The sequence below is a fragment of the uncultured Sneathiella sp. genome (assembly GCF_963973085.1).
In the GTDB taxonomy this organism is placed as follows: domain Bacteria; phylum Pseudomonadota; class Alphaproteobacteria; order Sneathiellales; family Sneathiellaceae; genus Sneathiella.
Window position 1 is genome coordinate 1 of the sequence record NZ_CAXAXA010000008.1, and the last position, 26816, is coordinate 26816.

General features: G+C 53.2%; 22 protein-coding genes. 10 read left to right on the top strand and 12 right to left on the bottom strand.

Annotated features, from left to right (window positions below; genetic code table 11):
* Positions 1–54: 54 nt before the first annotated feature.
* The 6 genes from AACZ19_RS16390 to AACZ19_RS16415 form a co-directional block, all read right to left on the bottom strand.
* Positions 55–351, bottom strand: a complete 297-nt coding sequence (locus tag AACZ19_RS16390) for a DUF3102 domain-containing protein (RefSeq protein WP_339635580.1) — start codon at positions 349–351, stop codon at positions 55–57.
* Between the two features lie 703 nt (positions 352–1054).
* Entirely contained in the window at positions 1055–3031 is a 1977-nt protein-coding gene (locus AACZ19_RS16395) for an AMP-binding protein (RefSeq protein ID WP_339635582.1), read from the bottom strand.
* A 620-nt stretch (positions 3032–3651) separates the two neighbouring features.
* Entirely contained in the window at positions 3652–4461 is an 810-nt protein-coding gene (locus tag AACZ19_RS16400) for an enoyl-CoA hydratase/isomerase family protein (protein ID WP_339635583.1), read from the bottom strand.
* A 308-nt stretch (positions 4462–4769) separates the two neighbouring features.
* On the bottom strand, positions 4770–5555 hold the full coding sequence (locus AACZ19_RS16405) for an SDR family oxidoreductase (RefSeq protein WP_339635584.1): 786 nt from the start codon (positions 5553–5555) through the stop codon (positions 4770–4772).
* 42 nt (positions 5556–5597) lie between these two features.
* Complete coding sequence (locus tag AACZ19_RS16410; protein WP_339635585.1) at positions 5598–7010, bottom strand: AMP-binding protein; 1413 nt, start codon at positions 7008–7010, stop codon at positions 5598–5600.
* A gap of 398 nt (positions 7011–7408) precedes the next feature.
* Positions 7409–8170, bottom strand: coding sequence for a glucose 1-dehydrogenase (locus tag AACZ19_RS16415; RefSeq protein WP_339635586.1), 762 nt, complete (start codon positions 8168–8170; stop codon positions 7409–7411).
* 116 nt (positions 8171–8286) lie between these two features.
* On the opposite strand from AACZ19_RS16415, the gene AACZ19_RS16420 reads away from it, so the two are divergent.
* From AACZ19_RS16420 to AACZ19_RS16460, 9 genes are all read left to right on the top strand, one after another.
* Positions 8287–9588, top strand: a complete 1302-nt coding sequence (locus AACZ19_RS16420; protein ID WP_339635587.1) for a TetR family transcriptional regulator — start codon at positions 8287–8289, stop codon at positions 9586–9588.
* A 311-nt stretch (positions 9589–9899) separates the two neighbouring features.
* On the top strand, positions 9900–11450 hold the full coding sequence (locus AACZ19_RS16425; RefSeq protein ID WP_339635588.1) for an AMP-binding protein: 1551 nt from the start codon (positions 9900–9902) through the stop codon (positions 11448–11450).
* Positions 11450–12241: an SDR family NAD(P)-dependent oxidoreductase gene (locus AACZ19_RS16430; RefSeq protein WP_339635589.1), complete on the top strand. Its 792-nt coding sequence runs from the start codon at positions 11450–11452 to the stop codon at positions 12239–12241. Before AACZ19_RS16425 ends, AACZ19_RS16430 begins: the two co-directional genes overlap by 1 nt.
* Before the next feature lie 54 nt (positions 12242–12295).
* On the top strand, positions 12296–13489 hold the full coding sequence (locus AACZ19_RS16435) for an ABC transporter substrate-binding protein (protein ID WP_339635590.1): 1194 nt from the start codon (positions 12296–12298) through the stop codon (positions 13487–13489).
* 86 nt (positions 13490–13575) lie between these two features.
* Positions 13576–14460, top strand: coding sequence for a branched-chain amino acid ABC transporter permease (locus AACZ19_RS16440; RefSeq protein ID WP_339635591.1), 885 nt, complete (start codon positions 13576–13578; stop codon positions 14458–14460).
* Positions 14447–15382, top strand: a complete 936-nt coding sequence (locus AACZ19_RS16445) for a branched-chain amino acid ABC transporter permease (protein WP_339635592.1) — start codon at positions 14447–14449, stop codon at positions 15380–15382. The genes AACZ19_RS16440 and AACZ19_RS16445 overlap by 14 nt, the downstream gene beginning before the upstream one ends.
* Entirely contained in the window at positions 15379–16152 is a 774-nt protein-coding gene (locus tag AACZ19_RS16450; RefSeq protein ID WP_339635593.1) for an ABC transporter ATP-binding protein, read from the top strand. Before AACZ19_RS16445 ends, AACZ19_RS16450 begins: the two co-directional genes overlap by 4 nt.
* Positions 16149–16871 (top strand): ABC transporter ATP-binding protein, encoded by a 723-nt coding sequence (locus AACZ19_RS16455; protein ID WP_339635594.1) that lies wholly within the window; start codon positions 16149–16151, stop codon positions 16869–16871. The genes AACZ19_RS16450 and AACZ19_RS16455 overlap by 4 nt, the downstream gene beginning before the upstream one ends.
* 479 nt (positions 16872–17350) lie before the next feature.
* Positions 17351–18133: a transglutaminase family protein gene (locus tag AACZ19_RS16460; protein ID WP_339635595.1), complete on the top strand. Its 783-nt coding sequence runs from the start codon at positions 17351–17353 to the stop codon at positions 18131–18133.
* 74 nt (positions 18134–18207) lie between these two features.
* Here AACZ19_RS16460 and AACZ19_RS16465 read toward each other — a convergent pair whose 3' ends face one another.
* From AACZ19_RS16465 to AACZ19_RS16480, 4 genes are all read right to left on the bottom strand, one after another.
* Positions 18208–18672: a thioesterase family protein gene (locus tag AACZ19_RS16465; protein WP_339635596.1), complete on the bottom strand. Its 465-nt coding sequence runs from the start codon at positions 18670–18672 to the stop codon at positions 18208–18210.
* A 326-nt stretch (positions 18673–18998) separates the two neighbouring features.
* A complete protein-coding gene (locus AACZ19_RS16470) occupies positions 18999–20336 on the bottom strand; it encodes a dicarboxylate/amino acid:cation symporter (protein WP_339635597.1) in 1338 nt (445 codons plus the stop codon).
* A 311-nt stretch (positions 20337–20647) separates the two neighbouring features.
* Positions 20648–21820, bottom strand: a complete 1173-nt coding sequence (locus AACZ19_RS16475; RefSeq protein ID WP_339635598.1) for an MFS transporter — start codon at positions 21818–21820, stop codon at positions 20648–20650.
* 16 nt (positions 21821–21836) lie between these two features.
* A complete protein-coding gene (locus tag AACZ19_RS16480; protein ID WP_339635599.1) occupies positions 21837–22382 on the bottom strand; it encodes an amino acid synthesis family protein in 546 nt (181 codons plus the stop codon).
* Between the two features lie 246 nt (positions 22383–22628).
* Between AACZ19_RS16480 and AACZ19_RS16485 the strand changes: the two genes are divergently transcribed.
* Positions 22629–23423, top strand: a complete 795-nt coding sequence (locus tag AACZ19_RS16485; RefSeq protein WP_339635600.1) for a LuxR C-terminal-related transcriptional regulator — start codon at positions 22629–22631, stop codon at positions 23421–23423.
* Positions 23424–23579: 156 nt separating this feature from the next.
* On the opposite strand, the gene AACZ19_RS16490 is transcribed toward AACZ19_RS16485, so the two are convergent.
* Positions 23580–25850, bottom strand: coding sequence for a GNAT family N-acetyltransferase (locus tag AACZ19_RS16490; RefSeq protein ID WP_339635601.1), 2271 nt, complete (start codon positions 25848–25850; stop codon positions 23580–23582).
* Positions 25850–26815, bottom strand: coding sequence for a hypothetical protein (locus AACZ19_RS16495; RefSeq protein ID WP_339635602.1), 966 nt, complete (start codon positions 26813–26815; stop codon positions 25850–25852). Before AACZ19_RS16495 ends, AACZ19_RS16490 begins: the two co-directional genes overlap by 1 nt.
* Between the last annotated feature and the right edge of the window lies 1 nt (position 26816).

Below are 26816 nucleotides of genomic sequence, written 5' to 3' on the forward strand. Positions count from 1 at the left end.
AAACAGATTCATCTTATTCTTGCTGCTAACTGGTCAAGAAAGCAGGACCACTTCTTAAGTTAACTCATGAAGTGACGTCCAATGTGGTGGCAAAAACTGTGCATTCTTAGGATCATTTATTCTTTTGTCTTTAGCAACTTTTACTAATTTTTCAGCTGTTCTACGGGAGAAAGGAAGCGAATTAGTTACCATATCCAGCCATTCTTTCCGACCGAGTTCCTCCTCTGCATCCATTAAAGCACGTCCAATATCCAAAAAATCCTTCAACGCGCTTTGAAACGACTTTTGTATTCTATTTATATATTTCTTGGATTTGCCACTTGGAACATAGGGTTTAACGAACGTATTCACTTTCCCTCCCTCATACTTATTTTTACGATTTCACTTAATGATTTGGTCCCATGGGACCAATCCAATCAAACCATTTTACATTTGTTTTTTCTATTTCAAAATATTCAAGAATAATAAGTTTTTATTCAACTAAAGATTTTAATTACAAATTTAAATAATTGTTATTATTGGATATTATTATATTATTTTTATTTGTAGAAATTTAATACTCCTTATAAGTGTATTTCTGTATTTTCACTAATAGAGTGCTTGTCGAGTCGCAGTCATATTTACACGGCAATATCCTTCACGCCTGTTTACTCAGGAAAATTAATGATTGCACATTTACTGCACATCTAATTTTTAGGATTTTTTTCTCATTTATTTCAATACGTTATATGGCAGCAACTCAACTGAAAATCCGCGTGTCGGTGGTTCGAATCCGCCCCTGGGCACCATTTTTTCAAAGCAATAAGATAGAACCGTGAAGCGAGTGTAAGCCAGCTTATGTTTGGGCTATAGATAGTCAGCTAAACTACTATAAGCAAACCTAATACTTGTAAGACTTAGAGGTCAGCTTCTAACACAACGCAGACGTTTAGCTTACTAGCAAGCCGCTGATTGGAAGTCCGTCAGCCGGCCTAATTTATTCGATGATACGCTTACCCGCAGATAGGAAAATTATTTTCTGTAAACTTCTGCGACGGACTGAGCCCCTGTGTCGTTACGGAACCTCAACGATCTTTGTCATGTGTCCGCTCCGGGAAGCCGCCTCCGATATCGTCTCCAGCGCCTCCGGATTGACCAGCGATGACGTATCGCCGAGTGGCTTGCCGAGGCAGACGGCGCGCACCAGCCGCCGCATCACCTTCATATTGCGCGTCTTCGGCAGGTCGGGCACGGTCAGGATGAATTTCGGCTTGTAGGGATAGCCGAGGCCCGCAATCACCGCATCGGACAGTTCCTTTTCAACGGCCGCGCCCGCCGCTATGTTCTTGTCCAGAACCACGACGCAGGCGACGCTTTCTCCCTTGATGTCGTCCGGAATGCCGATCGCCGCCGCCTCCCGCACCTTGCCGGTGGCGGTGAGCAGCGCCTCGATCTCCGACGGACCGGTGCGCTTGCCCGCGATTTTGAGCGTGTCATCGGATCGTCCCAGCACGAACCAGAAGCCTTCCTCATCCTGAATGGCCCAGTCGCCCTGCCGCCAGACCCCGGGAATATCCCGCCAGTAGCTGTCAAGGAAGCGTTCGTTATCTTTCCACAGTCCCCGGCTGAGCCCGATGGAGGGCTTGCGCAGCACCAGCTCCCCCACTTGGCCGGGGCCGACGGGCGTCCCCTCCATATCGACGATGTCGGCGCCCATCCCCGGCACCGGACCGGAAAAGGCGCAAGCCTTCATGGGGCGCAGGACGGACCCCGCCAGGATACCGCCGCCGATTTCCGTGCCGCCGGTATAGTTGATGATCGGCGCGTTCCTTTTCACGACATTTTCAAAGGTCCACCACCAGGCATCGGGCGTCCAGGCTTCCCCGGTCGAGGCCACGATGCGGAGCGAGGAAATATCATGATCGCCGATCCCCGCGCCATGCATGAAGCCGCGGATCAGCGTCGGCGCAACGCCCAGAAAAGTGACGCGGTGTTTTTCGATCAGCCGCCACATGCGCGTTGCGTCCGGGTAGTCCGGCGCGCCATCGGCGAGCACGAAGGACGCGCCCGTCAATGTGGCACCGAACGCCAGCAACGGCCCGACCAGCCAGCCCATATCGGAAAACCAGATGATCCGGTCGCTGCTTTTCATATCCATCATCAGCCCGAGATCGAGCGTCAGCTTGGCCGGAAAGCCGCCATGGGTATGCACGGTCCCTTTCGGCTGGCCCGAGGTGCCGGAGGTATACACCAGCAGCGCGGGCGCCTCCGCCGGGAGTTCCATATTCGGCATATCCGCCGGGCGGCCTTCGCACAGCTCTGCCCAGTCGATATCCTTTTCCCCCATGGTGACGGGGTGCCCGGTGCGCCGCAGGCACACAACATGACGGACTGTGGCCGCGCGGGCGGCGGCGGCATCGGCAAATTCCTTCATCGGCGCAATCTGCCCGCGCCGCGATGTGCCATCGACCGTGAGTACCGCAACCGCCCCCGACGCGTTCAGCCGGGCGGCGATTGCCTCCACCCCGAAACCGGAGAACAGCGGCATCACCACCGCGCCGATCTTGGGCACGGCCAGCAGGGCAGCGACGGCCTCATTCACATTGGGCATATAGACGGCGACCACCCCGCCCTGTTTGACGCCGAGCGACTCGAGGCCCGCCGCGAGGCGGGAGACTTCCGCATTCAGCTCCTCATAGGTCCAGATGCGGCTCTCCCCCCCTTCCGATTCGCCGAGGACGGCGGGCGATGTCCAGATTTCCGTGCCGCGATGACGCTCCAGCGTATTCTCGACGATGTTGGTCGTGCCGCCGATGAACCATTCGGGAAATTCGATTCCCCGTGCGGTGTCGAGAATCTTCTCATAGGGTTTCATGAAACGGAGCCGCCCGGCGATGGCGTTCCACCACCAGTCCGGCTCTTCCTCCGCCCGGCGCATCAGGGTCTCATAATCATTGATCCCGTGCTCGGCCATAAAGGCGACAAGGTTGCTCTCTTTGATCAGCTTCTCACCGGGTTCCCAGACGATGCTTTGACGTGCCAGTTCATTCATTGATTATAACTCCCATCTGAGTGACATTGCGAGGAAAGCGGCCCCATTGGCCCGTTCGCCGTTGTCTCAGGTTTTTCTTTGTTGGTGGCATCACCGCCATTTTACACGATAATCTAGCCTAGATAACGCCGGAATGCAGCATGATTTAGCGGGTGCGGAGATGACCCTCCTGCCCGCCCCGGATGCGCCCGATGCGGCCTTGAAATTGCCGCCTATCCGGACAGACTCTCCTTGCCTTTCTTCAAAAATATCAACCCATTGGTGTGTCTTTAAAATCAAAGGTTGCAAATCCTGCCGGGGAATGTTATAATATGCTTATATGACAGGATATTCCGGGCGGGAACCCCGGTCCCGATTTGACCTTCATGACATTAAAATCAGCAACCCTATAGGAAAAACCCCTGCGGGGAATCTAATACTATCTTTTAAGACTCTTGGCAGGTCCGGCCGCCGCCCGCGCCTGTATCATCACAAACAGCGGTTTATTTCTAACTCACTCAACCCGACCGATCCGCCTCACCCGGCATCAGAACAGGAGCCTCGCCGCGCGGGAACCATCAGAGGACGAGAAAACCTGAAAACGCCCCTCCCCGAAGGGAGAGGCACGCATATCTGATAAATTACAACGGACAGTCTTTACGGAAATTCGGCGGACGCTTTTCGCGGTGCGACGCGACGCCTTCCTTGACGTCCTCGCCCATGAAGCCGAGCATTTCGAGCGCCGTCGAGGCATCGAAAATCGGCCCGGCCTGACGTAGCCAGTTGTTCAGCGAGTATTTTGTCCAGCGCAGCGCACTTTGCGCCCCGTTGGCCATTTCCGTCGCGATGTTGAGGGCGGTTTCCTGCAACTCATCATCCTCGACGCAGAGCGACACAAGACCGATGCGTTCCGCTTCCTCGCCGGAGACGGGCTTGCAGGTCAGCAGGTAATATTTTGCCTTCGCCATGCCGCACAGCAGCGGCCAGATAATGGCGGCGACATCGCCTGCGGCAACGCCGAGCCGGGGGTGGCCGTCGACAATTTTCGCGCGCTTTCCGGCGATGGAAATATCGGCCAGAATGCCGACAACCAGCCCTGCGCCGGCCGCCGGGCCATTAATTGCGGAAATGATCGGCTTGTTGCAGTTGATGATGTTGTAGACGAGATCCTTGGCTTCCTTCCAGGTTTTCATGATCTCTTCGAAATTGCCGGTCATTTTCTCGATTAGCCCGAAATCGCCGCCCGCCGAAAATGCCTTGCCTTCACCGGTGACGATGACGGCGTTAATGTCCGGATCGCGGTCGATATCGCGCCAGATGTCGGTCATCTGGGTATGGGTTTCCGCATCGACGGAGTTGAAGGACTTCGGATTACTGAAGGTTATGCGCAGGACGCGATCCGCCGGATAGTCGAATTTCAGTTTGTTGTAACTAGCATAGCGGTCAGTCATTTTTATATTCTTTCTTTTCTATCAAGCCACCATTGCCGATGACATATTTGAACGATCTATGATTTTTCAGGAACAACCCATAAGCCAACTGCGCCACTGGTTTCTATCCCATTGACGCGTCTTCATTTTACGGCAAAGCTTTCGTCAAAGTTGATTATGCTCCCCGCATCGAGGTCCTATTGGGCCAAAAATCATTTTCCTAACAAATGTTAGATTACTTTGCCGAGCGATAGCTGTCAATCCAGAACATATTGTAAGGAAGCTTGGGGACTGACTAGCTAAAACTCGCAAAAATTCGATTGCAGGCGTTATCCGCCGATGGACATGTTCGAGGTGATGCCGCCATCGACGGTGAAGATCACGCCCGAGGTATAGCTGGACCGGTCGGAGGCGAGAAAGGCGAACAGATCGGCGATTTCGCGCACCGTCGCCGCCCGGCCGAGCGGATAATTGGCCAGCAGCTCCCCATAGCGGCTTTCATCACCCCAGCGTTCTTTGGCGCGAGCTTTCATGATCTTGTCGATGCGGGTCGTGGCGACCGGCCCCGGATTGACGCCGACCACGCGGATATTATCCGCCAGACTGTGCCCGCCCATGGCCTTGGTAAAGGCCATCAGCGCCGCATTCCCCGTCGTTCCCGCAATATAGCGGAAATCGAAATTCTCCCCGCCATTGCCGATATTGTTGAGAATGATGCCATGGCCGCGCGCCTTCATGCTGGCGTAAAACAGCCGCGTCATGTCGATATAGCCCATCACCTTGACCTCCCAGCCCGGCCGCCAGTCATCGGCGCCGACCTGCCAGACGTCGCCGCCCGGGATGGCGCCCGCATTATTGACGAGAATGTCAATATCGCCCGCCGCCGCATGGACCTTGTCGATATCGCCTTTTTTCGTGAAATCGGCCGGGAAATAGTCCGCCGTGACGCCATAAGCCTCTGTCATGCGTTTGGCGATTTCCTTCAGCCGGTCTTCCTGCCGGGCGACGAGAAAGAGGTTCGCGCCCTCTTCGGCAAAAACCTCTGCCAGCCCTTCGCCAATGCCTTGCGAAGCGCCGGTGATCAGCACCCGCTTTCCTGTAAGCCCAAGATCCATTTTCCTACCCTCTGTTTTTCAAATTTTGCGTGATGGCCGCGATTACGTCGCCGCGTCCGGCAGATCTGCATATTCCCGCAGGGTGAGCGCGACCTTGACCGCGCCCGGCTTCTCGAACGTATCGACATCGAGAATGCGGACATCGGCCTTGAAGGCGAGGGAGTTACGCAAATGCGTCTCGATCGATTTTTTGAGCGCCGCGTCCTGATCGGGCGAGCGACCGGGCCCCCGCTCGACCAGCACTTTCAGCGCGCCCTGCGATGTATGGCCTTCGAAATCCGCCAGCACGCGCATGACGCCATTGGTCTCCGGCACCATATCGGTGATCACACTCTGAATGGCCGAGGGGAAGACATTCGCGCCGCGGATGATCAGCATATCATCCGTGCGGCCGATACAGCGCACTTTCGGTCCGGTCCGGCCGCAGCCACAGCTGGTGCCCAGCACCTCCACATGATCGCCGGAGCGGAAGCGGACCAGCGGGTTCGCCTCCCGCCCGATGGCGGTATAGACGAGTTCCCCTTCCGCGCCGTCGGTGAAGGGAATGACCTTCTCCGTCGCCGGGTCCAGCAGTTCGGTGATGATGTAATCCATGCCGACCATATGCATGCCGGACTGCTCCTGGCACTCACCCCAATAGGCGACGGCGATATCGGTGCCGCCGAGCATTTCGCAGCATTTCGCGCCCCAGAGTTTTTCGATTTTCTGGCGGATGGCCGGAATGCCGCCGCCGGGCTCCCCGCCCACGAGAACCACCTCAACACCAAGGGTGCTGGCATCAACGCCGACAATTTCCGGCGCTTTCTCGGCAAGATACATGGTGAAATTCGGCGCGCCAGCGAGAACGCGGGGCCGCAAATCCGCCGCCGCACGCAACAAGCGGTCCGCCCCGCCATCCGCGCCGATGGGAATATCGACAACGCCCATATACTGCATCGACTGGGCAATCGGCAGGCCGCCGACAAAGCCCTTGGCCATCGCAAAGGCATGCAGCGACATATCGCCCGGCCGAATGCCGGCGGCGAAGAAACAACGCGCATTCATCTCATGCCACATTTCCGCGTCATTCTCCGTCAGCGCCACATAAGACGGACTGCCTGTGGTGCCGGAAGAGGCCTGCATCTGCACGATATCCTTGGCGTCCGCCGCGAGATGCAGCCCGAACGGCCGCTGGGCATTCAGGCTTTCGCGGATTTCGGTCTTGTAGGTGAAAGGTAGCTTCTGCAAATCCTCGACCGCGCGGATGTCATCGAAGGAGACGCCCGCATCGGCAAATTTCTTCTGGTAAAAGGGGGAGCGTTCCTTGAGATACCCCATCTGCTGGGCCAGCTTGTCTTCCTGCAGCTTTTTGATCTCGTCCAGCGGCATCACTTCAACGGGGTGCCAGCAGGCCGCGTCTTTTTTCTCTAAGGCGTCGGCGCGCTGATATCGCATGTTATATTCCCTGGAAGCCATTATTTTTCCTTATTTTAGCATTCGTTGGAGTTCTGTGATTTTCTCATCAATGAAGCTTCGGCATAGTCAGTAATGCGGCTTGCTTATAAATCCGATTTATCGGCCTCCGCCTCCCAAAACGTCCCACACCGTTCGGCCAGCAAACGATAAGCTTCAAACTCCCCCAAGGGAGAAATAGTTACTTGTTTTAAAAATCCTAACTTACGTTAGAAAATATGACAAGACAAATAGTGGGCTTGCGCATTGAATATTAAGTGTGTTCACGGCACATAGCGGAATCGTTGTAATGGCGGAAGAAAGGCGACCAATATTCTGTCATCAACACCAATCGGACACCATATTTGTCGACCGAAATTTATAGCCTGAATTATTGATTGCCTTGTTTTTAAGAGTCTAATCTAGCCATGCATCGTCAGGCCGCCAGAAACCGAAATGGTCTGGCCTGTGATAAATCCGGCATCATCGGAAGCCAGAAAACACACGATACCCGGAAAGTCGGATGGTTGCGCGAGACGCTTCATTGGAATGGCCTTTTTCAGACCTTCGGCAATTTTCTCCGCCCCGGCGCCAGATGCCACTTCTGCGAACAGGGGCGTATCTGTCGGGCCGGGACACACTGCGTTCAATTGAATGCCTTTTCTGGCAAGTTCGCGGGCAACTGTCTTGGTAAATGAAATAATGCCGCCTTTGCAGGCTGAGTATACAGCCTCCCCTGACGATCCGACCCTACCTGCGTCCGAGCTAATGTTGATCACCCGCCCGCCACCGTTTTTTACCATGCCGGGAAGAACTGCGTGATGCATGTACAGCGGGCCGTACAGATTTATATCGATGATTTTTTTCCACAGGTCTGCGTCCGTATCGAGGAAGTTGGCCATTTTATCCCAGCCCGCATTATTCACCAATACATCCACCGGTCCGGCTTCTTCAACTTCTTGCACCGCCGTGTCGACAGCCTCACGATCTGTAATATCAACAACATAGGCAGCGCCTTGCCCTCCTGCTTCATCGATCAGGCGACGCGTTTCAGATACTCCATCGCTGTTAACATCAAAAAGAGCAACTTTCGCCCCCTCTTCCGCAAAACGAAGCGCTATCTCACGCCCGATGCCACTACCGCTTCCGGTTACGATGACATGTTTTCCTGTCAATCCGCGCATTGTCGTTCCACTCCCAGATCAAATTGCCCAATTAGTCGGACTTGTTCATTATAAATTCAAACACTTGTTAGATTTATCTCTCTTGACATTATTCTGTCAAGAAGGAATTAAAAGCTATGAACGTTAAATTAGAAATCCCGCAGCCCTCAGAAGCCGCGCTGACGAAATCCGACAGAACACGCCTTACTATTTTATCAGCGGCTGCGAGGCAATTTCGCATAGCGGGCTATGGCCCATCCACACTTCGCAGGATCGCTGAAGCTGCAGGCGTCGAAGCCGGCAGTATTTATTACCATTTCGCCTCGAAAGAGGAGATTTTTGATGTGGTTCTGGATCTCGGCCTCCGCCATGTATATGACGCCGTCAAGGAAGTAAGCGAGAACTGCCAGAAGGACGGCATCGGGTTTCGCGAAACGCTCGCCAGAATGGTACATACACATATTGAGTATTTACTCAAGGAGAGCGATTTCACCTCATCCAATATACGCAACTTTTCCATGCTCTCTGAAGACATGCGTGAACGTCACCGCCCCCTCCGACTGGCCTATACGGGCCTGTGGGATGACCTCTTGAAAAGGGCACTGGATAATAAGGAAATCAGATCGGATATCAAAATCGTTCCCCTTCGGCAGTTCCTGCTCGGGGCCCTTAACTGGATGGGTGAATGGTTTAGTGCCTCACGTTATCCTGTCAGTATATTATCCGAAAGTGCGGTAAAATTAATCCTGGATGGTATGTTGGTTGAGAGCAGTAAAAGCTTTTTCCCCGTTGAGGACACATATTTTGTGGAATCGGATTTTATAGAACAGGGAGTTAGCAAGGCGGCAAAAACGCGAATGCATATTCTGTCTTCCGCTGCGAAAGTTATGCGGGCCTCTGGATACAGGGCATCTACATTACGCCAGATAGCGGCCGCCGCCCAGATGGAAGCAGGAAGTATTTACTATCATTTCAGTTCCAAAGAAGACCTTTTGGACGAAGTGCTTGATCGCGGACTGCGCGAAATGGCAGATGGCGTCTCCAAAATTCTGAGTGATTACGAAAAGTACCCGGACCCAAGCAAGCAACTGGCATACGCAATTGATGCCCATATGAAGGTGTTGTTTGCCCGTAGTGAGTTTACATCCGCGAATATTCGGATGTACGGCCAACTACCTCAGGAAGTAAGAGCACGGCACAGGCCCGTTCGAAAAAAATATGCATCAGCCTGGGACGCATGCTTGAAAAACGCGCAAGACGACAAAATAGTCCGAAGCGATTTTGAAGTTGTTCCTTTGCGTCTTTTTCTGCTGGGCGCGCTGAATTGGACGGTTGAGTGGTTTGATCCGGAAAAAGGTGGACGAGAGGGGTTTTACTCACTCCAGGAAATGATTGACCTGCAGCAGACATTGCTTTTAAACGGTATCGCCCGTAATTAGGCTAACATAGCTCCTCAGAAATTCAGGCCGCTCGGAGACGCCTCCAGCGGATAAAATATTCTATATTCTCTTCCCCGCCCCGAATATCAATAACGGCTTATCTGGCTATCAGGCCCGGTTTCTCCATCTGATTGAATCTGGTTTATACGAAAAAAAATTTCACGAAAACGGAGCCCCTTTAATATCGGCTGCCAAAAACTAACAAATGTTCAAAACCATTGACTGACATTCACCGTTATGCCTAGACTGAAAAGAAAAGGCATAAAAGGCTGACACCAAGCTAGTGCCGGATAAGAATGGGAGAAGTGTAGGTGACCGTTACGTCTTTAGCGCAATGTCTAGACAACACATCGCACCTTGTTGGAGACCATATTTTCATCAGCTTTGAAGGCCGGACTCTTACTTTTGCAGAGTTTGATGCCAAAACTTCGCAGCTGGCAAATGTGTTCAAAGCGCATGGCGCCGGGGCTGGAGATGTGATCGGACTATACTTGCCGAGTTGTCCGGAAATGGCCCTCGGCTACTGGGCCTGCCAGAAAATAGGCGCCATCGCAAATCCCATCAGCGGCATGAATCGTGTCAGGGAGGTCAAGTCGACCGTCACCCGGACGGATATGAAACTGATCCTCACCAGCAAGGAAACACTGCCTTACGCCCTTGAAGTGCGGCAAGAAACCGGCAAGCTGGAAACGATCTTAGTTACCAAGGGCGAGGCGGAAGGAGCCCTTGATATGGAGGCGCTCATGGATCGCGCCGATACAGCCTGTTCGGCACCGGATTTCGAGGCCGATGATATTGTCGCCCTGTTTTTTACCTCCGGTACCACAGGTGAACCAAAGGGCGCGACGCAAACGCAGCTCAGCCAGTATACAACACTGCGAGATATGGCGGTCCACGGCGGGCTTTTATGGGGCAAGGAAGTCTTTCTCTGCGCGCTGCCGCTGTTCAACAATTTCGGTGCCACCTGCATGATGAACGGGGCCATTTTTTCGGGCGCGAAGATGATCCAGATGGAACGCTGGGACACCGACGCCGTGCTGGAGACGATCACCCGCGAAAAGGTGACTTACCTTGCCGGATCACCGACCATGTTCCTGTATCTGCTCCGCGATTTCGACCCCGCAAAACATGATCTCAGCTCGCTGAAGACATGTGTCACGGGGGGCTCACCTGTCTCGCCGAATGTCATGCAGCAGTTTGAAGAGAAAATGGGCGTGCCGCTGCTTCAGATATACGGCGCCACGGAAAGCTCAGGCTATGTAACGGGTGAACCCCCGTTTGGCATCCGCAAACGGGGCTCTGCAGGAGTGCCGATTGGCGGATCGAGAATCAGCATTGTGGATGACAATGGAGCGGAATTGCCGCGCGGAGAAATCGGCGAAGTTCGTATTTCCGGTGACACGATCGGCGCCGGCTACTGGGGCGATGCCGAGACAACAGCCGCCAGCTTTACGTCTGAAGGCTGGCTCAGCGGTGATCTTGGATATCTCGATGAAGATGGTTATCTGTTTATCGTTGACCGGAAAAAAGATGTCATCATTTCCGGTGGCTTCAATATCTATCCGCTGGAAGTCGAGGATCTGCTCTACCAGCATCCCGACATCCGCATTTGCGCCGTTATCGGCCTGCCGGACGAGAATAAGAGCGAAATACCCGTGGCGGTCGCCATTCCGCATGCCGGACATAGGCTGGATGGTGCGGAAATAATTGCATACTGCCGCAAGAACCTGTCCGTCTACAAGTCTCCCCGCCGTGTCTATACCGTTGACGAGATGCCTCTCGGGCCAACCAATAAAATTCTCAAACGCACACTCCGGGACTGGCACGCAGAAGGCCAGGGGAAACTGAGAGAGGTCCAGTAATGACAGAAAAAACGCCTTCCACAAATAGCGAACTTCCGCTTTCGGGCGCGGTAGCGCTTGTCAGCGGCGCAGGTGGTCCAATGGGTGCGGCGATTGCCAAGCGGTTAGCTGCGGATGGCGCCTCTTTAGGGCTGATCGATATATCAGGTCGTCGTGTTGCGGCGACCACAGAGAATATCCAGAGCAACTATCCAAACATCAAAGTCCATATGGCGCGCGCGAACGCAACTGACGAAAGCGAGACAAATACCGCCATTGCCGAGATCGTGGAAAACCTTGGTCCCGTCACTATCCTGATCAATGTGGTGGGAGGCATTCGCGGCGGCGAGTTGATTACACCCTTGCTCGGAATGACTGAAGAACGCTTCGACAGCACTTTTGCACTGAACCTGAAGCCTCTGTTCTGGATGGTTCAGGCGGTTGCGCCGCATATGGTCGCCCGCAAAAAGGGGGCTATTGTAAATATTTCGTCGGTGACGTACGCCGGCGACGGTGATCAACCCGAATATGCCGCCGCAAAAGCTGCGGTCTCCTCCCTCACTCGTTCATTGGCTATCGAACTCGCTCCGAACGTGCGGGTTAATTGTATCGTTCCAGGATTGATACAAACCTCCGTCATTGAGAAAGCAGCCCCGGATATGGTGAAGGACTACACCAACCGATCCCTACTTAAACGACTGGGCCAGCCAGAGGACATAGCGGGCGCGGTCAGCTTTCTCGTCGGCCCCGATTCAAACTTTATTACCGGCGTCGCCTTGCCGGTTTCAGGAGGGATAACCGCCAGTCTTTAACTCGTTAAAACAGTAACTTGCATAAATAAAAACTCAAAACAAAGGGAGAATATTATGTCTATGAAGAAAATTATCGGCATTACTGGCGGGGCATTAATTGCCTTGTTCAGTGCACAAACGGCTTTTTCCGAAGAGATCCTCAAGGTGGGTGTTTCCGCTCCAATGTCGGGCGCCGCGGCGGCTTGGGGACTAGGCTTTGAATATGCGGCAGAACAGGCTGTCGAAAAGGTCAATTCCGAGGGTGGCATCAAAGCCGGCGGAGAAACCTACAAGCTTGAACTGCATACCTATGACAACAAGTACAACGCCGCTGAAGGCGCCAAAACAGCCCAGACCATGCTGAACCGGGAGAATATCAACTTCATCGTCGGTTCCATCGGAACAGCACCGGTAAAGGCGACGCAGGCTCTGTCAGAGCGGAAAGGGGCGATACTTTTCAATACTGGCTGGGGGAAAAGCATCAAGGGGCCAGAGTATCCTCTTACATTTACACAAATGAACACGCCATTTGAAATTCTTGCGCCTTTCTATGGCTATGTAAAAGAGCAACATCCTGACGCCAAAACTGTTGCAATGATCACTCCGAACGATGCGACTGGTCAGGAACTTGAGCCCGTTGCAATAGATACCTGGAATAGCCTGGATGTCGAAGTGATATCGACGGACAAGTATGAACGTGGCACAACCGAATTCCAGTCAATTGCCACAAAAATTGCAAACAGCAATGCCGATATCGTGGATTTCGGCGCCTCTCCTCCTACTGACGTTGGCTCAATGTTGAAGGCACTGGACGTTCTGGGCTGGAATGGTGTCAAAGTTGTTCCCGCAGGAACTTCTGCAGGCACGTTGAGCAAAATGGCGGGCGCTGCCGCTGAAGGAACTTATCTGGGAGCATCTGCTGACTTCACAGGGGATTCCGCCAGTGACGTGCAAAAAGAGCTGAACGCCGGTGCAATGGAGAAACTGGGTGAAGCCCTTAACGGCATTACGATTTCAAGCTATGATGCGGTCATGGCCCTTAAAAAGGCAATCGAAACTGCGGACAGTATCGATCCTAAAAAAGTCGCTGAAACCCTGCCGACAATCGTCTTTGAATCCTCCTATGGGCCCGCAGCCTTCGGTGGCGCAGATGTATACGGCAACCCTCAGCAGATACTTGTTCCTGTCATGATTACGCAATTGCGTGACGGAAATGCTGTTGAAGTTGGTCGGATTTCCCCGGCTGAGCTTAAGGAACGACTTAAGTAAGGCATGACAAGAAGCAACTGATATGCCGGCCCTTTAAAAAGGACTGGCATATCTTTAATTCGGCCCTGGAATGACCGGACGAAAATATGGAACTACAAGTACAACTTCTCATGAATACGCTTCAGATCGGTTCGGTGTACGTGCTGTTTGCGCTTGGGCTGACATTGATCTTTGGCGTAATGAAAATCGTCAATTTCGCACATGGTACTTTTTTTACAGCTGCTGCTCTAATCGTCTCTTCGGTAATGATATGGGGCGTAGATACAGCAGGAATGCCAATCTGGTTTTCCTATCTTATTGCCTTTGTGCTGGCGCTTCTGGTTGTTTGCATAATTGGCTTTGTGGTTTATTTTTTCGGTTTTCAGCATGTGCTAAAGGATCTGAACGGGTCCTTCATCCTGTCAATCGGACTGCTCCTTCTCCTAAACGGTGTTTACCTGATTTTGTATGGCGGCGTGCCACGCTCCATTCCCACCGTCGTACCGGGAAACATATCCTTTCTGGGCGCAAGCCTAACCATTCAAAGGCTGTTGCTCATGATCGTCGCGGCCATCATTACGATCGGCCTGTATGTCCTCGTCCACCGAACGAAACTCGGGTTAAGCCTGCGCGCTGTCGCCGAGGATCAAGAAGCGGCGATGCTTCAGGGAATACCTTACCGCCGAGTTGCGCTGTACGGTTTTCTCATCGGCGCAACGCTGGCCGCCTGCGCCGGTGCGCTGATGGCAACCGTCACACCGGTGACGACCGTTATCGGTGATGACTTTCTTGTCAAAGCTTTCATCATCATCATTATCGGCGGGCTGGGAAGCGTCCTCGGCGCAATTTTGGGGGGCCTCCTGATCGCGCTGATCGAAAGCTTCGGTGGCTATTATTTCGATCCGTCCACGGCAACACTCGCAATGTTTGTGCTGGTCATTGTTCTGCTTATTGTACGTCCACAGGGGATTTTGGGTCATGCTGAAAGATAATTTGGGCCTTACCCTTTGCATTTTGATAGCCATTGCATCTATCGGTTTCGCTCTTTTTAGCGGCGATCCCTACTATGTGCAGGTTGTTATCTGGGTGTTCACGAATGCTGTGTTAGCGGTGACGCTCAGATTCGTGCTTTTAATCGGCGAGCTGAATATCGCAACAGCCGCGTTTTTTGGCATCGGCGCCTATACGACGGCGGTTACATCAACCATACTGGACTGGACCTTTTTCGCGTCGCTCCTTGCCGCACCGGTGATTGCCGGAATAATCAGTGCGCTGTTCGGTTGGGTCACACTTAGAACCAAGGGACCCTATTTCCTGCTGATTTCATTCGCCTTCACCGAAATTGTCCGGCTTTTATATACTAAAACAGAGATTTTGGGCGGCAATTCCGGCATGATCGGCATGTTCCCGCCGATGGCGCTAAATGATTACTTTCCTGCGATTGCCGTTACGATCCTAGCAGCGATCCTGTTCGCACTATACGCGGCGGAACGATCCAACCTCGGGCGGGTGTTCAAGGCCATCCAGAACAATGAAGATATTCCACGGTCTGTGGGATTGAATGTTATAGGCCTCAAAATTCTCTGTTTTGTTATTGCCTCTGCGACAGTAGGCCTTGCAGGCGGCGTCCATGCCTATACCAATAGCGTCATTGCGCCGGCGGATTTCACATTTTTTGTCGCGGTTCTGGCCCTCGCCTATGTCAAGATCGGCGGCGAAGGCCATATCGCCGGGCCCATTATCGGCGCGACAATCCTGACGCTGGCCGGACAGTTTCTTCATAGTTTTGGCCCCTATGAGAATATTTTCTATGGCGCCATCATCATCGGCGTCCTGCTGCTCATGCCCGGCGGAATCATCGGGCTTGGGGAGCGTTTCAAAATCCGTTCGATCATGGGGAGGAACCCGCGTTGACCGATAGCGAAACAACCATGCATTCTTCAGAGGCAGGGAACATTGTGGGCGAAGTTCTTTTAAAGGCGGAACAGCTTGAGCGTAAGTTCGGCGGCCTGACAGCCGTGGCGGATTTCAGCTTCGAGCTCAGGGACCGCGAAATACTGGGCCTCATCGGGCCCAATGGCGCGGGAAAAAGCACCACCTTCAACCTGATCAGCGGCTTCATGCCGCCGACGTCCGGACGGCTTTTCTATCTGGGTGAAAATATTACCGGCAAAAATGCGACCTATATCAGCCGCAAGGGGCTGGTCCGGACATTCCAGCATGAAAGCCTGCTGAGCGAGATGTCGGTGGCGGACAACATCATCATCGCCACGACGCACCGCCTGAAAAGCACCGCGGCGCGGCAGGAAAAAATGCGCGAGATGGCGAAGCTGACGGGACTTGAGAACTATCTTGAGGTGACGGCGGGAAGCCTGCCGCATGGGCTGCAGCGCATGTTGAGCATTGCCATCGCCCTCGCCGCCGAACCGAAGGTGCTGTGCCTGGACGAACCTCTCACCGGGCTTCAAGGGGCGGAGGTCGCCGCCGCGCTGGACCTGTTCAAAATGATCCGCAGCGAACTCGGCATAACCATCCTGCTGGTGGAGCATAACATGCGGGCGGTTATGCGGATTTGCGACCGGATTCTGGTGCTTAATCACGGCCGGTTGCTCGCGACGGGCACGCCGGAAGAAGTCAGCAGGAACGAACTTGTCGTTGAAGCCTATCTTGGACATAAAAAATGAATCAATCGAATGACATTTTATCCATCGACGACCTTTATGTCAGCTACGGCGGGGTTCCGGCGCTCGAAGGAGTAAGCCTGTCGGTCAGACAGGGCGAGATCACGACGATTATCGGCGCGAATGGCGCCGGAAAAACGACGCTGATGAAGGCGGTCGCGGGCCTGCTGACCCCGGCACAGGGAAAAATCCGCTTTCACGGGCAGGATATCACGGGCCTCACCCCGGCCGAGACTGTCGCGCAGGGGCTGACCCTCGTCCCGGAAGGGCGGCGGCTGTTTCCAACCATGAGCATCCGCGACAATCTTATGTCTGGGGCCTATATCCGGACGGACAAGGAGGCCATCCAGAAGGATCTGGAAACCGTTCTCGACTATTTTCCGGTCCTGACGGATCGCCTGAGCATGCCGGCAAATTCCCTGAGCGGCGGACAGCAGCAGATGCTCGCCGTCGGGCGCGCCCTTATGGCCTCACCAAAACTTCTCATGCTCGATGAACCCTCTATCGGCCTCGCGCCGACCATCGTGGAAACGATTGCTAATATCATCCAGACCATCTCTGGCAATGGCGTGGAAATTTTACTCGTGGAACAGAACGCCCACATGGCGCTCGAACTCGCCGATCAGGCCTATGTATTGGAGAATGGCCAAATCACCCTGCAGGGAAAAGGTCACGAATTAAGTCAAAATGACAAAGTTAGAGAAGCGTATCTGGGCCTTTAACTGCGTTGCCGCAGCACCGTCATTGCCTAACATTGAAAAAATACGGTCGTTTACCTGCCCGGTAGCATAAGCGACGAACGGAGCAAGCAAGGGGTGTTGTCAGCCTAATCCGAACTCGCATCCGTATGGCGTAATATGGCCCTAAAGTGCTTCTATTATACCGCTGCAAGTTGCTGCCACTTGGCAAGTGCGGCATTTCTTTGAAGCTTAATAATTACTCGATTGGTTAGGTGGTGTTCATGAAGAACATCTTCGACATTACGAACAATGCAAGACATGTGAAGCTAAATCATTTAGACTGAAATTCGCACCATGTCTTTAATGCCTTTGACCGACCGTTAGGCATGAAAAAAAGCCGACTTCATTCGATGATACGGCAATACACCAGTTGATATGATTTTCAACTTGCAGGCTCCACGGCTCTCGCATTGGTTTGTGGCGTCTGAAACTGTCATACTGACTTTCTATAGGAAACACCCATGCAGTTGGATATTGACGTTCAGTTACATTATCGCCTGAAAGAGCCAACCGATATTTTGATGCAGATTGAGATTGCCGATCTTCCCGATCAACAGTTATTGAGTACAAATCTTGAGCTGGGAACATATGAGCATTTCGCACGGGTCGCCGCCCAGGAGGGCATTGGCGATCGCATTTGGCTCCACATGAATGATGAGCTTACATGTCATTATACAGCGCGCGTCTCTGTTAATCGACCTGCTCTTGAACTTGCTGAACTGGACGCCGTACCATTACATCTTTTGCCCGGTGACACCGTCAGATATTTAATGCCATCGCGATATTGCCCCTCGGTCGAGTTTCAGTCCTTTGCAGCCGCAGAGTTCGGAAAATATGAAGGCGGCGCATGCATTGCCGCAATGCGGGACTGGATTACAAAAAAGATGCGATATGTTTCGGGCTCCAGCAATAACCAAACGACAGCCTTCGATACCTTCGTGCAGCGTCAGGGCGTCTGCCGCGACTTTGCTCATCTAATGATCACGTTTTCGCGCGCCTCCGGCATTCCTGCGCGCTTTACCAGCGTCTATGCGCCAGGCGTAACCCCGCCTGATTTTCATGCGGTAGCAGAGATCTATTTGGCGGGAAGCTGGCATCTTGTCGATACTTCAGGCATGGCGGAAGCGAATGAAATAGCAATAATTGGCGTTGGGCTGGATGCGGCCGAAGTTCCCTTTCTTAGCGGGTTTGGACAGATCGACCTATTGCACCAATCGGTCCAGACCAATGTTATGACAGATTAACCAGTTCAACGGCTTTATCAGAGGAAGGGGCGGGTCGAGACATTACGCATGCCAAGAAATCCGAACTCGGAGTGTTAGTGATTTCGGCTATACCCACTTTTATTGTGTTCTTGCATAGGATCTGCCTCTAATTTCGCGCGAACGGCATCAGGGATGGCGACAGATTTACGTTCTACCGTTGAAAAAAACACATTTACGCTTTCCGATGTTGCAACGCATTCATCACCGACGAAGCATCCATATCCTGTTGTTATCGATTTAGTGCCTAGTTTGCTAACCCTCGTACCAACCTCGACTGTATTGGGATAGTGAGTTTCTTTCAGGTAATCAATCACAACGCGGGCAAGAATAAAATCGATTTCCACATTCTCATCGGCGTTTAACAACCCGCCTAAAAACATGGTGCGTGCTGCCTCAAAATAGGCCGCGTATGCTACATTATTTACGTGCTGCAAAGGATCTTGATCCGAGAAACGAATAGTTACGGGGGTCCAGTGCCTAAAACTATCTCTGTTCGTCAAATCAACTGCATCATTCATCGTATAACCTACTGAAATTTTAATGGTCTAATAGGAGGGTCATTATTGAACTGTTCCTAGGGAACACAGGCATTCACCGTCAACAGTATATATGGCTCCCGCCGCTTTAAACAGGAACAAAATACTGAACATCCAAATCAACAGAGGCGATGAAGGTGGTTATAGCCCGGAGCCTTAATCTTCCGCTCCCGCATATAAACAAACTACAATTCAGCTGCCACAAGAACCGCTTTCGCATAGCATGCCGACACGCTATCTGCCTGTCAGTGGTCCAAATCCATCCCTAAGCACCATATTCGGAAAGTATAAAAATTGAAAGGTAACCCTTACGGGGAATATTCGACAGCTTGATCCGGATCAGGCATCAATCGATCAAGGATCACGCTTGCAACCATATCCCCAATGACATTGACTGAAGTTCTGCACATGTCGATAATTCGATCAACTCCGATTATCAGTGCAATACCGGCAGCTGGAATTCCGACACTTTCCAGAATAGTTGCCAGAATAACGATTCCAACGCCGGGTGTGCCCGGTGAACCAATGGATGCGCCCGTCGCCATAACGATAACGAGAACCATACCGGAAAGACCAATCTCAACTTCGAACACTTGAGCGAGGAAAAGTGTTGCCACACCTTGATATAGGGCTGTGCCGCCCATATTGATCGTTGTTCCCAGTGGGATTACGAAACGAGAAACACCGGTTCGGACACCCAGTTTTTCCTCTGTTGTACTCAACGTAAGCGGCATGACGGCGGCCGAACTGGACGTAGATAACGCCAACAACACTACTTCTTTAGAATCTGAAAGGAAAGTAAGGGGATTCTTACGGCCTGCAATTAATAAGATCGCCAGATAGACTGCAAATAAGGCAAGCAAGCCGACTAAAACAGTCGCCACATATACAGCTGTTGCCAAAAGTGTTGAGATACCAACGCGCGCACTTATGCTGGCAATCAACCCAAACACTGCATAGGGAACAAACTTAAGCACCCAACCGATAATGACCATACAGACTGACTGGATTGACCCAAGCAGATCGAGTATTGGTTTGCGCTGGCCCGATGGCATGGCCACGAGCGCAACGCCGATGATGATAGCGCTGATTACCGTTTGCAGCATATTACCGCTAACAAAAGTTGCGAGTGGATCTTTGGGAAACAGTCCAGTCAGCATTTCTGGAAGCTCCTTCAAAGTAGGGAGACCTACTTTACCGGCCCCGCTAACATCCGGCATTGAATCGGGGATGACTGCCTTCAAATGCGTGCTGTCAATGTATGCCCCGGGCTCGATGATGAGCGCGAACGCTATGCCAATTATAACGGCAATAACAGTAGTAAAAACAAAAAACAGTATGGTGGCTATTCCCAGTCGACCAATGTTTTCTGTCGCCTCTCCAGCTGCGATTCCCCGAATTACCGATGCGACAATGAGGGGGATAATAATAAACTGGATGGCAAGCAGAAACACCCTGCCAGGTAACGCCACCCATCCGGCAATCGTTTCGGCGGTATCCTTATCAAAAAACCCGGCTGCCGGGCCAATTAACACACCGAATCCGACCCCCAGAATCATTGCAATAATTACCTGAAGCCAAAGCCTGCCAATGATCAAGCTTGTCAGATTATCTTTCAACCCAATTAGGGATCGTGAAACCGCCATGCCTCTCTATCCTTTGTTTTGTGGATAGTATAACCAGTAGTCAGGGCGATGTCAGGTCAGCGTCAGAGGAAAAGGATATTAGTGCTTGGGATAATTAGGCGCGGCCACTCAGATTTTGAATTAACGCTAATTATCTAGAATACTGTTACTATAGAGCCTGAATTGTCATTGGCATGATGTAAGCATATCTCATGTTACATTTTGAATTTTAGTTTGCCATATCGCTGTTCCAGTATCATCTGATAACACGCCACCGCACTATTAGCTTTCCAGTCTTCCGTATCCGCGCTTGGGCGCCATTTTCCCCAGGTTCATGCCAGGATCGTCTTTTCGCTGCTCTTTATCAGGCGAAACATTCCATAGACAAAAATTACCGATCCAAAGAGTGCAATGCTCATGATAATAGGATCAAAGACATTTCCCGACCTATCATAGATCCATCCGGCAATCGGTGGGCCAACCGTCATAATCGCATAATAACCGGTGAAGAAAATCCCCATGCCGAAGGCGCGACGATCCGGCCGCATGGCTTCGCCGGCGAGGGCCATTATTATTCCGGCAGGGGCCATGCCGATCAAACCGAACAGGAGGCTGGAGAAGAGTGGGTTGCCGTCACCCGCCAATAAGGCCAACGCGACCATGGCGCCAATCATGCAGATGGTCAGGACAATACCCGGCCGACCGCTGCGATCCGCGAGTTGACCACATGCAGCGCCGGAAATAATCATGACCCAGCTTCCAACGCTGATAATTGCGGCGGCTTCAACAGCTCCGATCCCATTTTCCTCAAGCATCAGAGGTGAAAAGCTGAGATAAATCACATATGCGGCATTGAAGAGACCCCATGCCGCCGCGGCGATCAAGGTCAAGCCCAGTTCCCGACGGCTGAGTCCGATTGCTGGCTGATCTCGCCGTGTGATAGCGGCCTCTAAGGGCGGGCGGTAGAAGCTGAGGATGGCAAGAGTGCCTATGGCGCAATAGCTGGAAGCAGTCAGGAACGCCCAGCGCCAACCCACGGTCTCGGCAAGCCATTCATGCCCGATCTGGCCGATTGCAATACCAAAGGGCCAACTCATCACGAGAATACTCATTGCCGTCGCAATCTCTTTGCCAGCAAACCAATCCGCCGTCATTTTCGTAAAATATAATGTCGAGAATAAAAAGCCCGCACCGCTCACCAATCGGCCAAATCCGACGAGCATACTGTCCTGCGCAAATCCAGACAGCAATCCGCCTGCGGCCAATAATAACAGACCGCCGCCTCCCAGAACGCGATCGGAAAAGTAACGCCCTGACAGACCGGCAGGAATGGCAAGAAATAGGCCTGGCAGCATGAACAATCCGATCAGGGTGCCTATCTCGGTATAGTCCAGACCAAATGCCTCGATAAGGTTATTGCTGACGGATCCCAGCGTTTGAAATTGCAACCCGAGCCCGACCCGTGCGAAAAAAAGCAGCAAGAGGATACGCCAGCGAATAGCCATGGAACGTCCTTTGTCCTTAGTCGGTTATCGGGCCATCGCCGACCCGTGGATTGATGCGCCCACCATCGGCGATCACCATGATCATCACTATCTCGTCCGGGAGCGGGGCATCCGGTACGGAAACGGTCATAGTGTCGAAATGTGCAAAGGACCAGGCTTCGTCTTTGTGTCCAAGCGGCACATCAATGCAGGAGCCCACGGCACCGATTTTGACATTTGAGGGGATCAGCGCCTTGCCTCCGCCCAAAGCCGCGCGCATATGTTTTCCAAGTTTCGGGTGTATCAGCGCACCGCCATGCTCCATATCCCCTCTACTGCCCACAAGGGCCGCTTTACCGTAACTGACAGGCGGGCTTGGCAACATGGTCGCCAACTCATCCATAAGGCTTTCTCCGAGTGCGGCCCCAATATCAAATAATTCAGCAAGGTCTGCGTTGTATCCATTGGCAAGGGGGTTTTTAATCACAGCCGCCGCCGCAATCCGGGTAACGGGCGCGCAGGATATACCATACGGATCTGCGAAAGCGGTGTCCCGGATGATGACTATTCTTCGCTTTTCCATAGTGAGCGACCTCCAACATTTGCGAGTAAATAGATGTAACTATATGCCCAGCCGAGAGCTTTGAGGGACAATCTTCCATTCTTTCTTGCATGAGCCTAGTGAAGGAAGGAGAGGGTGAAAATCAGACAGTTGCAGTATTTTATCTACTGCATTTGATGTATAGGGCGATAACGCAAGATGCATTATGCTGCTTTGATGGCGCAATTAGCTGTTGTTAAAGTATCCCCTATTTCGGAGAATTAAGCCTTGTTAAGCCCGCGAGAGAAGGAAATTGCAGCAGCCTATGCGCGCGGCGAGAATTATCAAAGAATTGCCACAAGTCTTCACATCGCGCCCTCTACAGTCCGCACGCATCTTGCGACGATCTATCGGAAACTCGGCGTATCCTCCAAAATTGAACTACTTAAAGCTCTTGAAGGAGAACAACCACAATCCAAAAACTCGGAGGAACAAGCCATGTTGATCTCGGAGCTGGCCCTTAGTCTTGAAGAGGCGATCAGCCGGGAACGCGCATTGAGCGAAGTGCTGAGTATTATCAGCAGATCAGCGGGCAATATTCAGGAAGTCATTTCTGCCGTTCTTGGCTATGCACTCGAATTATGCGACGCGCAATTTGGAATACTGTTCGCGTATAGTCCCGAAAAAGGCTTCAAGGCGACGTATATCAAGGAGATCCCACTGGCGTTCCAGACATGGCTGACCGAGCAAGACTGGTTTCATGTCAGTCCCAATACGGGTCTCGGACGCATGGTCTCCGACACGGATATTATCAATATCGCCGATGTCCGTATGGAGGAAATATATCGTCACGGAGATCCCTTGAGGGACGCCACCGCTAATTTGGGAGGGGCGCGGTCGTTTACGGCCATTCCCATGGTATCGAAAGAAGGCCTGATCGGCGCCTTTACGATTTATCGCCAACAATTGCGTCCCTTTGAAGAAAAGAGCTTGCTGATCGCTAGAATCTTCGCTGATCAAAGCGTCATAGCGATTGAGAATGCAAGGTTAGTTAGCGAAGTGAGGAGTGCTAAAGGCAAGTGAGATTAGTTATGCATCGTATATCCATGCCACATTTGGTAGGCCTGCCGCCAAGATCGGCGAGTTGATCACATTCGGTGCTCGAAATAAATATAACCCGGCGGCCGGGAGGTATATTGACCACAGGTTTCAGCCTGGCGGCAGGCAAATTGCTTAGCGCTATTTGGATGGCGATAGACAGTTTTTCCGGTAGATGACCTTGTTGTCGCCGGGCCGATAGAAATCCTGAATTTCGACAATTTTCTCGAACCCGACGCGCTCGTAGAAGGCGCGAGCTTTGTCATAGGCGGCGGTTGACGAGGTTTCCGCAATCGAGAACGCGCCCCCCGCATTCCGGATGCCCGCCTCGACCCGCTCCAGGATCTGGGCCCCGAGCCCGCTGCGCTGACGATCCGGATCAACGGCCAGCCAGTATAAATCATACGCTTGGTCGCTTCCCGGCGTCTTGCCGTAGCAGGCATATCCTGCGAGTCTGCCATTTTGCGTCGCAAGAACGAATTCATAGCCGGAGGCCCGCCCCTTGGCGATCCGCTCTTCGGCCAGCTCCGCCGCGATATCGATTTCCTCACCGGAAAAGGCGTTGGTCGCCATGACGATCCGGCGGATTTCGGCAACGTCCGCCGGGAGAACCGACGTCCGCCACTTCATCGGCTCATTCTTGCCGGCGCCGCCTTTGCGTTTCAATTCCCAGGTCAGGTCCGGCGCTTTAACGACGCTCACCACACCTTCGAAAAAGCGCCGCGCGTTGACACCGAGATTGCGAACACGATAGCCGCCCTCCTGCACGAAAACCGTCGGCAGGCCGATCCCGGCGATCAGCGCGCCCATCTTGAAGAAATCGGCGGCGCGATAGGGCCAGGTGCCTGTCGGATCGCCCTTTGCGGCATCGAGACCGAGTGCGACCACCAGATAGGCAGGCGCAAAATCCCGGATGCGCGCGAACGCCTTTTTGAGCGCTTCGCGGTGATCCTCGGGCGTAATCGTCTCGGGAAGCGGAATATTGAGATTGCAGCCCGCCCCTGCCCCGCGACCGGTTTCGTCGCGAAAGCCGGTGAAATAGGGATAGGCGAAAGATGGGTCGCCATGGATCGAGACGGTGAGCACATCGCCGCGTTCGTAAAAGATGTCCTGCGTGCCGTTGCCATGATGGTAATCGACATCAAGCACCGCGACCCGCCCATAGCGCGATAGATACTGGGCCGCGACGGCAGAATTATTGAAGTAGCAGAAGCCCCCGAACGCGCGGCTTTCCGCGTGATGACCAGGCGGACGGATGAGCGCATACGCGGCACGCGCGCCGTTCAAGACCGCCTCCGTCGCTGTCAGGGTGCAATCGACCGCCCGCCGCGCCGCCGGATAGGCGTTGCGGTTGAGCGGCGTGAAGGTATCGATGCACCAGTACCCGGCCAGCACGGAGCGGTCCTTCGGCATCCTTTGCGCATTCCGGATCGGGAAAACATAAGGGTAGATCGATTTGCCCTCGGGCGCATCGGCGCAGGCGCGCTCGATATAATCGACGAGCCGGGTGTCATGGACCGCCTTGATATGGCGGTCGCCGTAATGTTTTGGGGCCGTCACCTCAAAAAACCCAGTCGGCTCCAGTTCTTTCAGGATCGACTTGATGCGGACCGGCGCCTCGACGTAGCCGCGTTCACGGATATGGTGAATATCATGCCGGTCGTTGACGATAAGCGGGATTTTCGCAGCGACAGCCTGTTGTTTGACTTGGGGCAGTTTACTGCCATAGCGCGGCAGCCGGATGGCGAATTGATTGTCCTTGATCGATTCCACAACCCGCTGGACATATTCCGGTGGACAAAGATCGGCATATTTCCGCTCCAGGATCGCGCGGACGATCTGACGCAAGGTCACCGCGGGCGGCAGCATGAATTCACCGAGTCCGTCAAACACCAGATAGGGACTGTCGAACGTTCCCGGCGTCACCGGCGTTTCATATTCGGTGCCCATGATTGGAAAGGCGTTGAAACCCTCATAAAAACGGAGCCGGTCCTCATTCTGCTTGCGGATCACCGGGTCGGGGCTCAGCTTCGGATCATCGGGCAGGCATTCGAAATAAATACCGCGCAAGCCCTTTTCCCGCGCGCGCTGCTGGATTTGCTCATAAAGAGCCGCGCCGACGCCGCCGCCCGATCCGCTCTTGGCTGTTGCAATCAGTTCGAGATAGCCGAAGTTGAGTTGCGGATCGACGAGCAGCAGAGAAAAGCCGCGAATACGCCCGCGTCCATCTTCAGCGACAGAGACCTTGGCGACGAACTGATGGGTGATCGGATCGAAAATCTGGTCCGGCAGCTTGGCGACATCCTTGTCCGTCATATCGGCGAACTGGTCTCGGATAATCGTCTGAATTTCCGCAATTGCCTTCTGGTTGGCAGGCGCCGAGGCGTCGGTCAGGGTACGAATGCGAAACATCAGTTCAACCCCTTCGCCAGTGCGGCTTCGACAATCATTTGGATGCCATCCTCGTAGCTCATGTCGGCCTTGCTGAGTGCTGCGGCAAATCCGGCATCCGGCGCAAGGCAGGGATTGGCGTTATATTCAAGGATATAGATCCGCCCGGCGGGATCGACGCGGAAATCGACGCGCGCGTATCCTGCAAGATCCGCCGCATACCAGCAGTCGACGCAAATCCGGGAGAGTTCTGACGCCAGGTCCGGCTCCCGAGCTTCAAGACCAAAGCGGCGCCTCGTATGATGATAGACATCGCTCTCCTCATCCCATTTCGCCGCGTAATCGACGATCGGATAGGTTCCCTCCGGCAGCCCATCAAAGCGCATTTCGGCAATCGGCAGCACCATGGGCCCCTTCTTCGTCTCCACCATCGAGATATTGAACTCGCGCCCCGGGATATAGGCTTCGGCGAAGAAACGTCCGCCAAACTCCTTCTCGCGGCGGGCGATCTCCTCCTCCGCCTCATGCCCCTCGACGATTGACTGCTGATCCATCCCGAAGGAGGCATGCTCGTTGACCGACTTGACGATGACTTTCTGCCCATGAGGCGCCGCGGCATGCCATTCTCGCGGCGTCGGCAGGTTCGCAGCGCGAAGCAGCGATTTCGAGAGCCGTTTCGAGTTGCTCTGGAAAAAGGCGGTTTCCCCGGCTCCGGTATAGGTCAGGTTGAAATGCTGGAGCAGGGCGCAGGCGAGATGGCCGAGGCGGCCGTCACCGCGAATACTCTCAACCAAGTTAAAAACAGCGAGCGGCTTCGTCATAGCAATTGTCTCAAGCACGGTGAAATCGATATCAAGCGCAATGACCTCGCTTCGATAGCCAAGCCTTACCAGCGCCGCCGCGATGCTCTTCGCACTCTCGATGGTATCCAGCTCGTCTGCGCGGAGATCGGTGCCTCCATGCAGGACCGGGATGTAGTCTGTCATT